Origin of the sequence: Novosphingobium sp. 1529 (genome assembly GCF_040544855.1) — a bacterium.
GTDB lineage: Bacteria > Pseudomonadota > Alphaproteobacteria > Sphingomonadales > Sphingomonadaceae > Novosphingobium > Novosphingobium capsulatum.
In genome coordinates, this window is record NZ_JBEPKW010000001.1 from 584,796 (window position 1) to 599,497 (window position 14,702).

13 protein-coding genes are annotated in these 14,702 nt (G+C 66.7%); 9 read left to right on the plus strand and 4 right to left on the minus strand.

Annotated features, from left to right (window positions below; translation table 11 throughout):
* The first annotated feature begins 29 nt into the window (after positions 1-29).
* Complete coding sequence (locus tag ABIC78_RS02610; RefSeq protein ID WP_022678564.1) at positions 30-566, plus strand: MarR family winged helix-turn-helix transcriptional regulator; 537 nt, start codon at positions 30-32, stop codon at positions 564-566.
* Positions 563-982, plus strand: a complete 420-nt coding sequence (locus tag ABIC78_RS02615; RefSeq protein ID WP_022678563.1) for an acyl-CoA thioesterase — start codon at positions 563-565, stop codon at positions 980-982. The genes ABIC78_RS02610 and ABIC78_RS02615 overlap by 4 nt, the downstream gene beginning before the upstream one ends.
* A gap of 51 nt (positions 983-1,033) precedes the next feature.
* On the opposite strand, the gene ABIC78_RS02620 is transcribed toward ABIC78_RS02615, so the two are convergent.
* Both ABIC78_RS02620 and ABIC78_RS02625 read right to left on the minus strand, forming a co-directional pair.
* Positions 1,034-1,954, minus strand: a complete 921-nt coding sequence (locus ABIC78_RS02620; RefSeq protein ID WP_354487665.1) for a fumarylacetoacetate hydrolase family protein — start codon at positions 1,952-1,954, stop codon at positions 1,034-1,036.
* 28 nt (positions 1,955-1,982) lie between these two features.
* Positions 1,983-3,110 carry a cupin domain-containing protein gene (locus ABIC78_RS02625; RefSeq protein ID WP_169049057.1) on the minus strand — a complete coding sequence of 376 codons (1,128 nt, stop codon included), beginning with the start codon at positions 3,108-3,110 and terminating at the stop codon, positions 1,983-1,985.
* A 129-nt stretch (positions 3,111-3,239) separates the two neighbouring features.
* Here ABIC78_RS02625 and ABIC78_RS02630 point away from each other — a divergent pair, with 129 nt between their 5' ends.
* On the plus strand, positions 3,240-4,217 hold the full coding sequence (locus ABIC78_RS02630) for a carbon-nitrogen hydrolase family protein (RefSeq protein WP_354487667.1): 978 nt from the start codon (positions 3,240-3,242) through the stop codon (positions 4,215-4,217).
* Positions 4,214-4,861 carry a flavin reductase family protein gene (locus tag ABIC78_RS02635; protein ID WP_354487669.1) on the plus strand — a complete coding sequence of 216 codons (648 nt, stop codon included), beginning with the start codon at positions 4,214-4,216 and terminating at the stop codon, positions 4,859-4,861. The genes ABIC78_RS02630 and ABIC78_RS02635 overlap by 4 nt, the downstream gene beginning before the upstream one ends.
* An 11-nt stretch (positions 4,862-4,872) precedes the next feature.
* Here ABIC78_RS02635 and ABIC78_RS02640 read toward each other — a convergent pair whose 3' ends face one another.
* Together ABIC78_RS02640 and ABIC78_RS02645 are read right to left on the minus strand one after the other, a co-directional pair.
* Positions 4,873-6,360, minus strand: coding sequence for a serine hydrolase domain-containing protein (locus ABIC78_RS02640; RefSeq protein ID WP_354487671.1), 1,488 nt, complete (start codon positions 6,358-6,360; stop codon positions 4,873-4,875).
* A 102-nt stretch (positions 6,361-6,462) separates the two neighbouring features.
* Positions 6,463-7,836: a hypothetical protein gene (locus ABIC78_RS02645; RefSeq protein WP_354487673.1), complete on the minus strand. Its 1,374-nt coding sequence runs from the start codon at positions 7,834-7,836 to the stop codon at positions 6,463-6,465.
* A gap of 331 nt (positions 7,837-8,167) precedes the next feature.
* On the opposite strand from ABIC78_RS02645, the gene ABIC78_RS02650 reads away from it, so the two are divergent.
* The 5 genes from ABIC78_RS02650 to ABIC78_RS02670 all read left to right on the plus strand — a co-directional run bounded on the left by ABIC78_RS02650 (position 8,168) and on the right by ABIC78_RS02670 (position 14,663).
* On the plus strand, positions 8,168-8,548 hold the full coding sequence (locus ABIC78_RS02650) for a DUF6152 family protein (protein WP_168351794.1): 381 nt from the start codon (positions 8,168-8,170) through the stop codon (positions 8,546-8,548).
* An 89-nt stretch (positions 8,549-8,637) separates the two neighbouring features.
* Positions 8,638-9,444 (plus strand): hypothetical protein, encoded by an 807-nt coding sequence (locus tag ABIC78_RS02655; RefSeq protein ID WP_354487675.1) that lies wholly within the window; start codon positions 8,638-8,640, stop codon positions 9,442-9,444.
* A gap of 75 nt (positions 9,445-9,519) precedes the next feature.
* Positions 9,520-10,839, plus strand: a complete 1,320-nt coding sequence (locus ABIC78_RS02660; RefSeq protein ID WP_354487677.1) for a glycoside hydrolase family 183 protein — start codon at positions 9,520-9,522, stop codon at positions 10,837-10,839.
* Between the two features lie 81 nt (positions 10,840-10,920).
* On the plus strand, positions 10,921-13,095 hold the full coding sequence (locus tag ABIC78_RS02665; protein WP_354487679.1) for a thiamine pyrophosphate-dependent enzyme: 2,175 nt from the start codon (positions 10,921-10,923) through the stop codon (positions 13,093-13,095).
* Positions 13,095-14,663 (plus strand): indolepyruvate oxidoreductase subunit beta family protein, encoded by a 1,569-nt coding sequence (locus ABIC78_RS02670; protein ID WP_354487681.1) that lies wholly within the window; start codon positions 13,095-13,097, stop codon positions 14,661-14,663. Before ABIC78_RS02665 ends, ABIC78_RS02670 begins: the two co-directional genes overlap by 1 nt.
* Positions 14,664-14,702: the final 39 nt, after the last annotated feature.

The window sequence follows — 14,702 nt, forward strand, 5'->3', positions numbered from 1 at the left end:
GCTTTAAGCCTAAAGAAAGAGGAGATCTGATGCCAACCCCTGCCCCGGGCAACGAGCCGCCCGCAGTCACCGCCACCGACAATCTGACCGCCGCCGGCGGCCCCGCGACACGCGCCCCATTGCCCGGCGCCGGATCAGCCACGCTTCGCATGTGGGTGCGCCTGCTCGCCTGCGCCAAGATTGGCGAGAAGCAGTTGCGCCGCAAGTTCGATGAGCAGTTCGATACCACCCTGCCCCGCTTCGACGTGCTCGCCGCCCTCGATCGCGTGCCCGAGGGCCTGAGCATGAGTGCGTTGTCGCGCGCGCTGCTAGTCTCCAACGGCAACGTGACCGCAATCGTGCGCCAGTTGCAGGCCCAGGGCTTGGTCGCCTCGCGCACCGACCCGCACGACGCACGTTCGGCGATCGTCTCGCTCACGCCCGCCGGCCAGCGCCAGTTCGATACCCTCGCCACAGCGCACCACGCCTGGATCGCCGCGATGCTGCGCGATGTCCCGGCCGAGCGGGTAGACCAGCTCGTGCGCAGCCTTGGCGAATTGCGCGCCATCCTGGAAGAGCGGACATGACCCGTTTCACCACCACTGCCCTCGTCCGCTTCGCACATGTCGATGCGGCCGGGATCGTCTTCTACCCGCGCTATTTCGAGATGCTCAACGGCGCGGTGGAGGACTGGTGCGCCCAGGGCCTCGGGGCCGATTTTCGTGCACTGCACGACATCCGCGGGATCGGCGTGCCCACCGTAGGTCTCGAGGCCGAATTCCACAGCCCCAGTCGGCTCGGCGACATGCTCGATATCGCGCTGGTCCCGCTCCATGTCGGGCGCAGCAGCTGCCGGCTAGAGCTGACGTTCTCGTGCGGCGGCGAAACGCGCCTCATTGCCCGCGTCACGCTGGTGTGCACCGACCTTGCCGCGATGCGCAGCACGCCGTGGCCTGACGATATCCGCGCGCGCATGACCGGGACAGCTCCGGTTGCTGCCTGATCTGGCCGCGCCCCGCTTTGTACAGGCGGGGCGCGGACTGATGCGGCCATGTCAGGCTGCTACCACCGGGTGGCGCAACGTGCCGATCCCTTCGACGCAGGCAACGATGGTGTCGCCCGGCCAGACCCATTCCTGTGGATCACGGCCCGCCCCCACACCCGCAGGCGTTCCGGTGGCGATGATATCGCCGGGCTCGAGCGTGATGCCCTGGCTGATGTCCGCCACCAGTTCGTCTACCTTGAACAGCATGTAGGCAGTGTTGCTGCGCTGCTTTTCCACACCGTTGACAGTCAGCCACAGGTCGAGCGTCTGCGGATCGGGAATCTCGTCGGCGGTCACGACCACCGGACCCATCGGGCAGTAGGTATCCTGCCCCTTGGAATAGATCCACTGCCCGGCACGGCGGCAGTCGCGCGCGCTCATGTCGATGCACACGGTGTAGCCGAACACGTGGGCCAGTGCGTCCTCGCGCCGCACGCGGCGGGCGGTGGTGCCGATGATCGCGGCCAGTTCCACTTCCCAGTCGAGTTGACGGGTGATCGCAGCGTCATGGCGGATCGGCTCGTCCGGCCCGATCACGCTGGTAGGCGGCTTGGAGAAGATCACTGGCTGGCGCGGCAGGTCGGCGGAGGTATCAAGCGAGCGCGCGCTTTCGGCGACGTGCTCGGTATAGTTGAGGCCGATGCCGAACACGTTCTTGCGCGGGCGGGGGATCGGCGCGAGTAGACGCACATTGGCAAGTGGCAGCGCAGTGCCCAGCGGGAAGAGGTCGCCTTGCTCGGCAATCAGCCCCGTGATCGTAGTAATCGCACCAGGACCGAGGTCGATCAGATCAAGCATGCGCGAGGGTAAATCCACTCCGCGCGCCGCGCCAAAGCGGGCGAGATCGAGCACCAATGTCGCTTCGGCGCCCACCAGGGCGCCAAGGCGCGCTTCGCCTTCCGCCGTAGCGCGGTAGGTAACCAGTCTCATTGCAATTCCTTCCAGGGTTCGGTTCGTATCAGGCGATGAGGGGTTGGTGGCCGCCGTTGTCTCCGAAGGCCTCTTCGCGATAGAGGCCCAGAGCACGCATCACCGGCAGGTCGTGGAATGCGAAGAGGCAGGCGTCCTCACGATCAGAGGCGTTGGCATGTTCGTGGTACATCCAGGCGGGCACCACGAAAATGTCGCGCTCCTTCCAGTCGAACCGTCGGCCGTTGATGATCGACCAGCCGCTGCCTTTGCAGCACTGGTAGACGAAGCTGCCCGTCTGGCGATGCGCGCGCGTGCGCTCGCCGGGACGCAGCATCTGCATGTGCGCACCAATGGTCATCATCACCGGACCACCGGTGTCGGGATTGACGTATTCCATCAGCACCCCGTCAAAAGGAGAACCGTCGGTCACCGCGGCATAGCGCTGCAACGCCTCGTAGGTGGGCGCCCATTCGTACTTGAGCAGCGGCGAATAGCGTTTTTCCCAGGTAGATCCCCAGGGCCTGAGCCCGGGGTTGCCCCAGGTATGGACCGAGGCATCGACCGGGTAGCGCATCGCCTGGGACAAGTCGGGGTGCACCTCGTAGAAGTTTGCCTCGAGGGCGTTCATCAGCGGGATGTCGAGCCCATCCTGCCAGATGCACACGCTGCCATCCTCGGCCACGCCATGTTCGTGCCAGGTCCCGTTGGGCGTCAGCACGAAGTCGTTTGCGCCCAGCGTCATCTTCTGCCCGTCGACGTTGGTGAACGCGCCAGTGCCTTCCATGATGAAGCGCAGCGCCGAGGCGCTGTGGCGGTGCGACGACGCGCATTCGCCCGGCTTCATGACCTGCAGCCCCGAATAGAGCCAACCGACGGCGGCGACCACATCCTGACGCCCGGGATTTTCCAGATAGATCACCCGACGCCCCGCCTGCTCAGGGGTAACGAGATCGAGCGCTCGCAGCACGTCGGCGCGCAGATCTTGGTAACGCCACAGCATGGGTTGCGAGGTCGAGGCAGGCTCCCACGGCTCGATCTTGTTGGCCACCGTCCACAGCGCGCCTGTACCCAGCGTCGCGAGCCGGCGGTAGTAGGCCACCAGCTCGGGTGTGTCTGCCACGTTGGCGCGGCCGATCCGATCCTCGCGATAGCTGTCGTATGCCTTGGTAGTCACCGCACTCTCCATCGCGCCAACGAGGCCCGGGCCTCGTCCACAAATTTATTATAGGCTTAAAATATCTTGCTTCGGCGGCGCTGGCAAGCCATCAGTTGCAGCGCAATGCCACCTGCCGAGGAGCCCCGCATGACAAAGCCGTTTCGCGCCGCCGTGGTCCAGGCCGCCGCCGTTCCCGATGATTCGCTGGCCTCGGCCGAACGCGCGGCCGCGCGGGTGCGGCAGGCAGCCGCCCAAGGCGCGCGGCTGGTCGTCTTTCCCGAGGCATTCATCGGCGGCTATCCCAAAGGGGCCACTTTCGGCGCGCCCGTGGGTCTGCGCCGGCCCGAGGGACGCGAGGATTACCGCCGCTATCACGCCAACGCGATTGCGCTCGATGGCCCCGAGGTCGCACTTCTCGCCGAGGCAGTACGCGAGACCGGCGCCTTTGTGGTGATCGGCGTGATCGAGCGCGACGGCGGCACCCTCTATTGCACCGCGCTGTTCCTGGACGGCGAACGCGGGTTGGTGGGCAAGCACCGCAAGCTCATGCCGACGGGCGCCGAACGCCTGATCTGGGGCTTTGGCGACGGCTCGACGCTGCCGGTGATCGACACGCCGCTTGGCCGGATCGGCGCCGTCATCTGCTGGGAAAACTACATGCCGATGCTGCGCATGGCGATGTACGGCCAGGGCGTGACGCTCTACTGCGCCCCCACGGCCGATGACCGCGATACCTGGCCAGCTTCGATGCAGCACATCGCGCTGGAGGGCCGCGCTTACGTGCTCTCGGCCTGCCAGCACATTACGCGCGGTGCCTACCCGGCCGATTTCGACTGTACGCTGGGCAACGCCCCCGAAACCGTGCTGTTGCGCGGCGGTTCGATGATCGTCTCGCCGCTGGGCCGCGTGCTCGCCGGGCCCGACTATACGCCCGATACCATCCTCTATGCCGACATCGATCCCGACGAGGTGATCCGCGGCAAGTTCGATTTCGACGTGGCCGGGCATTACGCCCGCCCCGACGTGTTCTCGCTGCATGTCGATGCAACCGCGCGGCAGCCGGTCCGCTTCGACACCGGGCCCGCCAACGAGCGCGCCGATTCAACCGCTTTGCCTGGGGCATGACGCCGATGCAGTTCGATTTCACCAATCTCGACGCGCCCTCCCGCTACAAGCTGATGGCCGCTGCGATCACCCCGCGCCCGATCGCCTGGCTCACCACGCAATCTCCGCAAGGCGTGCGCAACGCCGCCCCCTACAGTTTCTTCAACATGATGGGTGCGGCACCGCCTCTGGTCGCGATCGGCCTGATGCGCCGCCCCGATGGCACGCACAAGGACAGCGCACACAACATCCTCACCACGCGCGAATTCGTGGTCAATCTGGTGGCCGAACACGATGCCGCAGCAATGAACTTCACCTGCATCGACGCCCCGCCCGACTGTGACGAGTTGGCCGCGGCAGGCGTTGCCGTCGCCGCCAGCACCGCGATTGCCCCACCGCGGATCGCCAGCGCACCAGTATCGATGGAATGCCGGCTGTTCCAGGCGATCGAGGCGGGTACATCGACGATCGTGCTGGGCGAAGTGGTGCGCTTTCACGTCCGCGACGACCTCGTTGACCCCACGCGGCTCCATGTCGATACACTGGCGATGAACCTTATCGCGCGCATGCATGGCGGCGGCTGGTATGCCCGATCAACCGACCTGCTGCAGCTCGAACGCCCGACCTGGGCGGAATGGCATGGAGCACTACACGCGGATGGCTGAGCCGGGATTGGTCAGAGCGGCGCATCCCACGCCGCGACGGGCGTGATCGCCAGGTCCGTGATGCGATCATCCGCCGTCGTCGCCAGCGTCACATCGACAATTCCGCCGGCAAAGCGCGCGCGATAGCGCCAGGCCGGACCGCCGCAGGCACTGGTGTGCGCGAAGGGCGCGAGCGCCTCCAGCCGGCCAAGCGGCGCTACCACCCCGGCATATTGCCCCACCATCTCCTTGAGATCGAGCGCGGCATAGTGGGCGAAGGCAGCCGGCTCCACGCGGTTTTCCGCAATGGCGCCCAGCACTTTGCGCACCCGCGCGGTCATCGCCGCCCCCGGTGCGGTCGCCCGGTCGGGCAGCGGCTCTGCCTTTGGCCGGGCCAGCGCCGGCACGGTCAGCGCGGCGATCTGGCGTGCCAGCGTCTCGGCGTCGGCGCCCTCGCCGTTGGCGAGTACCGCCACGGTCAGACCTTGCGCACCATAGCGGATGGCAAATGTCTGGAAACCCTGCCAACTGCCGCCATGCCACCAGGTGCCCCCATCGACATACCAGCCCAGGCCATAGCCACAGGTTGCGCCACCGGGCAGGCGTGCGGCCTCGCCCATTTGCGCCCACGACCGCGGCGACAGCACGGCGCCCCGACTCATCGCCCCGGCCCAGGCGGCATAGTCCAACGCCGAAAGGTAAAGCGAGCCATCGGCGGTGGAATTGGCTGCGGCAGAGATCCATTCGGCGTTGCGCAGCTGTCCGTCGCGGCGCTCGTAGCCGGCGGCGCGGCCAGGGATGATCGCCAGTTCGTCGATCCCACGCGCACGCGTCATGCCCGCAGGGGCAAAGACTTCTTGGGCAAGGTAGGCGGCATAGGGCCGCCCGGTGATCCGCCGGATCGCCTGACCCAGCACCACGTAATCGACATAGCCAAACCGCCAGCGCGTGCCAGCGGCGAAGTTGAGATCTTCGTGCGCGATGATGTCGAGCATCTGCGCATCGGTATATTCTACGCGGAAATCACCGTTGGGCGTCGCCGGCAACCCGGAGGTGTGGGACAGCATCTGCCGCACTGTGACAGGCTGCCAGCGCGCGGGCAGTTCGGGCAGGATTGCCCGGATCGATCGGTCAAGATCGAGGCGGCCCTGTTCGGCGAGCCGCAGCACGCCGGCCGCGGTGAACTGCATGCCCAGCGCCCCGGTCTTGAACAGCGTATCGGCATGCACTGGCACGCCATGTTCAAGGTTGGCGATACCGAAGCCCTCGACGCGCAGCGGCACTCCGTCCTTGACGATGGCGATGGCGATGCCGGGCACGTCGCCACGCGCGCGTTCAGCCTCCACCGCGCGCGCCACGGGGTCGTCGGCGGCCAGAGGGGTGGCGAACGTCTCGGCACGGCTTGGCCGGACGATCGCCAACGCTGCAACCGCCGCGGCCAGCACCAGCAGCGCCGGGATGGTGGGAGAGTGCATCTTGAAACGAACGGGCCTTTGCCCGCGAAACAGGGTCTGGTTCATGCTGCCCACGATGCCCGCGGGCCACGGCGGGCCCAATGGCGCAATCGGCCCCGAACGCGGCGAATGCGGCCGCGCCCGATCTGGTGGCCATGCCGTGTCGTTTCAGTGTACCGGGGCCGTAGTGGCCGCGATCGGGTGATACTCGGGCGCAGGGGCGGCGTTGTCCCAGATGCCCTGCGATCGGGTGGGGCGATCGACCACCAGACTCGCGCCCAGGTTGGCATTGCCCAGCGTGCGCACCTGGAACAGCGCCTCGAACCCTCCGCCACACCCGATCCGTCCGTGCCGCAGGCCGCGTAGCCGCCCTGTATCGGTGGCAAGATCCGCCATCTCCCGCAGGCCTGGATCGCGCAGCGCGGCGATCACCAGCACGGTATTACCAGCCGGGCCGGGCAGGCAGGCAAGGTAGCCATAATCGCGCCGCGCGATGCGTTGGTCGCGCAGTTCCAATCCGTCGCTGTGATAGGGCTTGCCGCCCTGCGCATCGACCAAGCTGTCGAGCCCGGCATCGAGGCGAAAGCCCGAGGCCTGCGCCAGCGGATCGCGCAGCAGTGCGCCAATGCCGCTCAACTGCCCGACATAGACCACGTCGGAAACCTTGAGCACGTCGGGCGTCAGCTGCGAGGCAGCGATCAGGCGGATCGGGCGCTGGGCGAAGGCCGGGTCGCGCAGCAACGCCGCACGGATCGTGGCCGCTGCCGTCATCGTCGCGCTGGTAACATAGTGCTGATCGCGGTCTGTCACGGCGCTGGCAGTCTGGGGGTTGAGCATCTGGAAAATGATCAGATCCTCGCGCGTGGGGACGGCGCGATCCCAAACCAAGCGCGCCGGCATGCCCGAAGCGGGGGTTTCGGCGAAGAAGTAATAGTCTCCCATCACCACGGTGATCGGTCGCGATGCCCCGGCCAACGCCGACCATGGCGCGGTGCCGTCGAGCCTGTCACCCGCCCCGCGCTGCCAGCGCACCACCAGCGCGCTGCCCAGCACGAGAGCGACCACGGCCAGGACGGCGACGAGGGCTATCACCCAGGGTCGCGTCGGGCCGGTGCCGGGCAGTACAACCGGCGGCTGCGCAGTGATCGCGCCTTGATGCTGTGCAGGCATTGCGGCATCGACCAACATCAGGCGATAGGTGCCTACCGGCAGGTGCAGCCTAGGGCCCGGTTCGTGGGCAAACTCGGTCTCGATCAGACGACGCAGACGGTGGACATAGACCCGCACGTTGGCGTCGGGGCGGTGCGCTGCACTGCGTCCATCGGCAAAGACCTCCGCAGCGATCTGCGCCTCGGACGGGGCGGCGGCATCGCGTGCCCGCGCCGCCAGATGGTCGAACAGCGCAAGCAGCTTGTCCGATCGGCTGCGTTCGAGTGCATCGCGCATCCGTGCCACTGCCACGCCGAAGCCGGTATTGCTGCCGTCACCGACGGCATCTTCGCGCCCACCTTTGGGCGGCGCTGCGGGCGAATCGGGTGGCATATCTGGGGGCGGAATCGCTGGCACAGGCCTCTCAAAAAATGCAACAATGCATGCTTAAATACGCTTGTTGTTTCGATTTGGAAATAACTTCGCGCGAATTCTGGAGTCCATTGCGCGCCGGTCATACCGATCCGCCAGCCCCAGAATGCAGTGCTTGTAACGGTTTCACAACAGTAATCCCGTCGCGCGAGCCGTCACTGTCCGCCAGCGTTGCATTACCGGTTGCACGGTTGCCGAAACGCGGGCGGACAAGGGCTGAACCAGCCAAATGCACACCGCCCGCCCGGCAGCCCCGCCCAGCGCCCAGACGCCACACAAGAGGAGCTTACCCATGATCCGGATCAGCAAGACGACCGCCGCTCTCGTCGGCATCGTCACCCTGGCCCTCGCCACCCCGGCTGTTGCCCACCATTCCTTCGCGATGTTCGACCAGACCCGGATCGATACCAAGCGCGGCGCCACCGTTGCCGAGTTTCGCTTTACCAACCCGCATTCCTTCGTGGTGGTCAATGTCAACGAGGGCGGCGCCGTCACGCGCTATGCGCTCGAATGCAGCAGCGTGAACATGATGAGCAAGGTCGGCTGGAAGTTCAACACGCTCAAGACCGGCGACAAGGTGGACATCGCCTTCTACCCGCTTCGCAATGGCAAGCCCGGCGGCATGCTCAAGACCATCAAGGTCGCCGACGGGCGCACGCTGAGCGGCTGGTAAGGCCGGCGCGGCTTTCGAGACGACCACAGCGCCCACACCAAAAATGCCAACGACGCGGCGCGCTTGATGCGCCGCGCAGGGAGATCACGATGCACCTGCGCCCCTCCATCCTATTGGCCGCCTGCGCCGCCGCGCTGATCGCCGGCAGTGCCACTGCGGCACCGGCCCATGCAAGCCGCCCTGCTCCGGCAAAACCTGCCGCCGCCAACGCGCAGCCCGACATCAGCGGCGTGTGGGAGCTCTATCCCGATCCCTTCGCCGGCGAAGAGAACACGTTCCGTGAATTGCCGGTGCCCGGCGACGGGCCGAAACTGCGCGAACCCTATGCCAGCCAATGGAAGGCCCAGCGCGCCAAGCGCGATGCCGCACTCAAGGCGGGCAAGCCGCTGGTCGATCCCAGCACGCAGTGCCTGCCCGAAGGCATGCCGGCAATCATGGGCGCGATCTTTCCGCTCGAAATTCTCCAGACGCCGGGCCGGGTCACCGTGCTCGCCGAATTTCTCACCCAGACCCGGCGCATCTACCTTGGCCGCCAACAGCCCGCGCTCGATGACATCAATCCCTCGTTCTACGGTCTTGCCACCGGCCGCTGGGAGGGTGACACACTTGTCGTGACCACGCGTGGGGTGAAGGAGGACGTGCGGTTCTTCGAGATCCCGCACAGTGCCGAGATGACGATCACCGAGCGCATCCGTCGCACTGGTCCGAATCTCATGGAAGACCAGATCACCATCGATGATCCCAAGATGCTGATCGAGCCCTATCGCTTCACCTATGGGTACAAGCGCAACCCCACCTACGAAATGCAGGAATACTTCTGCGACCGCGAGGACCCGCTGTTCAAGGTGACCAGCGACGGCACGGTCGAGATGAAAGACACCGACGAAATCAAGTAGGCCGTCGCGGGTCTGCACCGCCGGGCCGGTCGCGCGCGGCTGGCCCGGATTTCCATGGCGGAGGAGCCCAAAACGATGAGTGACCGGCGCACGTTCCTGCAAGGATCGCTGGCTAGCCTGGCCACCGGCATGGCCGGCCTGCCCACGCCGGCCAGTGCGAACCCGGCGCACCGCCAGGTCATCGGCGCGGTACGGCGCGAGGACACGATCGTGCGCCTCGGTGGCCTGGGCGACGGCTACAAGATGACGCTGCGCCCTGACGGCACGCAGCTCGTCGTGGTCAATGATGGGCCGGGCTGGAACAACCCGCCCACCACCTTCTACAACACCCGGCTGTGGACCGTTTCGGGCAACCCGCCCGCGCCGCGCTTCGCCATGCTGCCGGGCTATCCCGATCTCGATCGCGACGCCCGGCCCGACGCGCCACGCTATTATGGCCACGGCGTGATCCAGGTCGGGCAGCGAATCTATCAGTTCGTCGCCACGCACGATGCCGCCCGGGATCGCCCGCAGCGCTGGCGCGGGGCCAAGCTGATCCTGTCGGACGACGGCGGCACTACCTGGCGGAACCGCGACGGCACTACCCCCGTGGTGTGGGAGGACTGGGCCGAGCAGCGACCCGGGCCCTTCACTTTTTTCGACGAGCCCGACGGTGCGCTTTCGCTGCTGACCTTCCTCCAGCAGATGCGCGGGCAGCCCCCCGCTCCCGGTGGTTGGCTCATGCTCTATGGGCTCGATGGCAACACCGATGGGCGGATGAACCATCTGCTATTGCTGCGCGTGCCAGTCGATGCCGTGACCGATCGCGCGGCCTACCGCTTCTTTGCGGGTCGGGACGCCATGGGCCAGCCGATCTGGTCGGCCGACATTGCCGCACGCCGCCCGGTGCACCGCTTTCCGCCCGGCTGGGTCAACCATGCCAACCTCTTCCCCGGCGACCTCGTGGTCGAAAGCTGGCTGCCCAGCGTAGTCTACAACGCCCCACTCGGGGTCTACATGATGGCGAGCGCGGGCATTGGCGTGGGGGCCGACGGAACAGAATTCGGCAGGTCCAGCTATTTCGGGCTGTGGGTGGCGCACGCCCCCTGGGGACCATGGCGCCAGATCCACGAGGAGGCAGCCTGGTGCCCAGGCGGAGACCAGCACGCGCGCGCCTATGCCCCGCAGATCGCGCCGGGCTGGATCGCAGCCGATGGGCGCTCTTTCTGGCTGGTTTGGTCAGACCTTCGCGGCATCCGCGCCTTTGGGCATGACGAGGCGCTGCTCGATGCCGCCCTTGCCAAGGCCAGTACACCTGCCGAGCGCGCCACGATCGAGACCCGCTTCCTGCAACAGTACATGCCAGGCTTCTCGTTCAACGCCCAACGCGTCGATCTGCGCCTCGCCCCAGCCTGACGGGCGGCGGTCGTGCACATCACACCGATTGACCTGCTCTCCATATAAATGTATGCGCATGCATATATATGGAGAGCAGGAATGGCCGAGCGTTCGTTTGCACGTGAAGTGGAGCATCTGCGGCTGGGGGCGGGCGAGGAATTTCGTGGGGAAGCGATCCTCGCGATTACCAAGGGCCTGCTCCAGGCGGGCGTAGCCTATGTTGGCGGCTATCAGGGCTCGCCGATCTCTCACCTCATGGACGTCCTCGCCGATGCGCAGGACATCCTTGGCGAGTTGGGCGTGAACTTCCAAAGCTCGGCCAACGAATCCACCGCTGCGGCCATGCTCTCTGCCTCGGTGATGTACCCCTTGCGCGGCGCGGTGGCGTGGAAATCGACCGTGGGCACCAACGTCGCGTCCGACGCGCTCGCCAACCTGGCCTCAGGCGGCGTCACTGGCGGAGCCATGGTCATCATCGGTGAGGACTACGGCGAAGGTTCCTCGATCATGCAGGAACGCACCCACGCATTCGCGATGAAATCGCAAATGTGGCTGCTCGACCCGCGCCCCGACCATGCCTGCATCGTCGACCTGATCGAGAAGGGCTTCCAACTGTCCGAGGCGTCGAACACCCCGGTCATGCTCGAGGTACGCGTGCGCACGTGCCACATGCATGGTACCTTTGTGTGCAAGGACAACGTGGCGCCCGCCTTCACGCTCGAGGATGCGCTTGCCCATCCCCAGCGCGATCTCGACCGGATCGTGCTGCCTCCGGCGGCCTATGCCCACGAACACGAGAAGATCGCGCAGCGCCTGCCAGCCGCGATCGCGTTTGTGCGCGACAATCGCCTCAACGAGTGGTTCGGCCCTGAGGACGATTCAGACGGGGCGCCGCCGGTGGGGATCGTGCTGCAAGGTGGCATGTACAACAACGTGATCCGCGCATTGCAGTACCTCGGGCTTTCCGATGCCTATGGCAACACGCGGGTGCCGCTCTACGTACTCAACGTCACCTATCCACTGATAGACAGCGAGATCGTTGCCTTTGCCAATGGCAAGAAGGCGATCCTGATGGTCGAGGAAGGGCAGCCCGATTATCTCGAGCAGGCGGTCAACACCATCGCCAATCGCCAAGGCCTGACCACCCGCGTGCGCGGCAAGGACGTGCTGCCGATGGCAGGGGACTATTCGGTGCAGGCGATCCTTGCGGGCATTGACGCATTCCTTGCAACCGAGGCGCCACGCCTGCTGGGCAATCGCCCGCCGTTGCCCGATGCACGCCCTGCCCTCGACCTGCCGGTCGTGGCCCGCTTGCGCGAGACGGTGCCGGCGCGTCCGCCAGGATTGTGCACCGGCTGCCCGGAGCGCCCCATCTTCGCCGCAATGAAGCTGGTCGACCAGGAACGCGGCGCGCACCACGTCTCGGCCGACATCGGCTGCCACCTGTTCTCGATCCTGCCGCCATTCAACATCGGCAACACCACGATGGGGTTCGGCCTCGGCGGCGCCTCGGCCGCAGCGTTCGGACGCAAGACCACGGGCAAGCGTTCGATCGCGGTGATGGGAGACGGTGGCTTCTGGCACAACGGCCTGACCAGCGGGATCGGCAACGCGGTGTTCAACAAGCACGACGGCGTGTTCGTGATCGTCGACAATTTCTATTCCTCGGCCACCGGGGGGCAGGACATCCTCTCGTCGCGCGCCAGCAACGCCAGCCGCAAGACCAACAACCCGATCGCCAAAGCCGTCGCGGGCATTGGCGCCACGTGGATACGCGAGGTCGATCGCACCTACGACGTCGGCCGGATGAAGGCAGTACTGACCGAGGCGCTGACCACCCCAGAGGAAGGCCCCAAGGTCATCATCGCCAGTTCCGAATGCATGCTCAACAAGCAGCGCCGGGTGAAACCGCAGGTGGCCAAGGCGATTAGGAGCGGCACGCGTGTGGTCAAGGAGCGCTTCGGCGTCGATGAGGACATATGCACCGGCGACCACGCCTGCATTCGCCTGTCAGGCTGCCCATCGCTGTCGGTCAAACAGCTGGACGATCCGCTGCGCGATGATCCGGTGGTCACGATCGATAACACGTGTGTGGGCTGCGGCAACTGCGGCGAAGTGTCCGAGGCGGCGGTGCTGTGCCCCTCGTTCTATCGCGCCGACGTGATCCACAACCCAACCTGGTGGGACCGCGCCCGCGCGCGTGTCGCCATGGGCCTTATCACCTACCTCCAGGCGCGCCGCGACCGTGCGCGTCCCCTTGCCGGAGCCGCATGATGCCGACCGAAATTCTGCGCCTGCCGCTTGCCCCCGCCGGTGAGGCCACCGAACGCCCCATCGCCATCGCCATCGTTGCCATGGGCGGCCAGGGCGGTGGCGTGCTGACGAGCTGGATTGTCGCGCTGGCCGAGGCGGCGGGCTGGGTGGCGCAATCCACCTCGGTGCCCGGTGTGGCGCAGCGCACCGGCGCCACGATCTATTATGTCGAGATGATGCCTATGCGTGGCGGTCGCAAGCCGGTGCTGGCGCAGATGCCCACGCCGGGCGATGTCGACGTGGTGCTGGCGTCGGAATTCATGGAGGCGGGCCGCTCGATCCTGCGCGGCATCGTCACGCCGGGGCGCACCACGCTGATCGCCTCGTACCACCGCGCGCTGTCGATCGGAGAGAAGAGCGCGCCGGGCGACGGCATCGCCGACAGCGGCGTGGTCCACGAGGCGATCGGTGCCACCGCGCGTGCGCGCATCGTCTTCGACATGAACGCGCTCGCCGTCGCCAACGGCAGCGTCATTTCCTCCGCGCTGTTCGGCGCGCTGGCGGGCAGCGGCGTACTGCCCTTCGCGCGCGAGGCCTATCACGCGGTGATTGCCGCCGATGGCAAAGGCGTGGCCGCCTCGATCCGCACGTTCGATGCAGCGTTTGCCCGCGCTGCCGGGGAAGAGGCACCGTCCCCAGCTTTGGCAGTCGCCAGCCCCGAACCCGCGCCCGTTGACGCGCACTGCGGCCCGCTTGCGTCACGGCTGATCGAGCGGCTGCCTCCCGGCGTTCATGCGATGGCGCGCGCCGGCCTCGCCAAGGTGGTGGACTTCCAGGACCCTGCCTATGGACGCGACTATTGCGGGCTGCTCGAGCAGCTCCACACGGTGGATCTTGCCGCCGGAGGAGCAGAGCGCGACCATGCCTTCACCCGCGAGGCGGCCAAATATCTCGCCCAGGCCATGGCCTATGATGACATCGTGCGCGTCGCCGATCTCAAGACACGCAGTGGCCGCCATGCCCGCATCGCCGCCGAAGCGAACGCCGCGCCAGGCACGCTGCTCCAGACTACCGAATACATGCACCCACGGCTGGAAGAGGTCGCCGGCATCCTGCCTGCGCCGCTGGCCGACTGGCTGATGCGCCGCCCCCGGCTCTACCGCGCGATCGACCGGCGCATCAGCAAGGGGCGGCGCGTGCGCACCTATTCAATCGGGTGGTTCCTTACGCTCTACACGGTCGCCGGCCTCAGGCGGCTGCGACGCGGCTCGCTGCGCCACCGCCAGGAAGTGGCGCACCGCGACGCGTGGCTGGCGCTGGCCATGCGGCTGGTGGCAAGCGACTACGCACTGGGGGTCGAGGTGCTGCGCTGCCGCCGCCTGGTAAAAGGCTATTCCGACACCCACGCGCGCGGACTGTCCAAGTTTGACCGCGTGATCGCCACGATCGAGACCCTCGCCGGGCGCGATGACGCGGCCGACTGGGCCCGCCGCCTGCGTGAGACGGCGGTGCGCGATGGCGAGGACAAGGATCTCGACGGGCTGATCCGCACGATCGCCTCGTTCATGGGAGCTGCCGTAGCGGCATGAGCCGGCTTGCCTGCGCCGCCCCGGTCGCGATAATAGCCG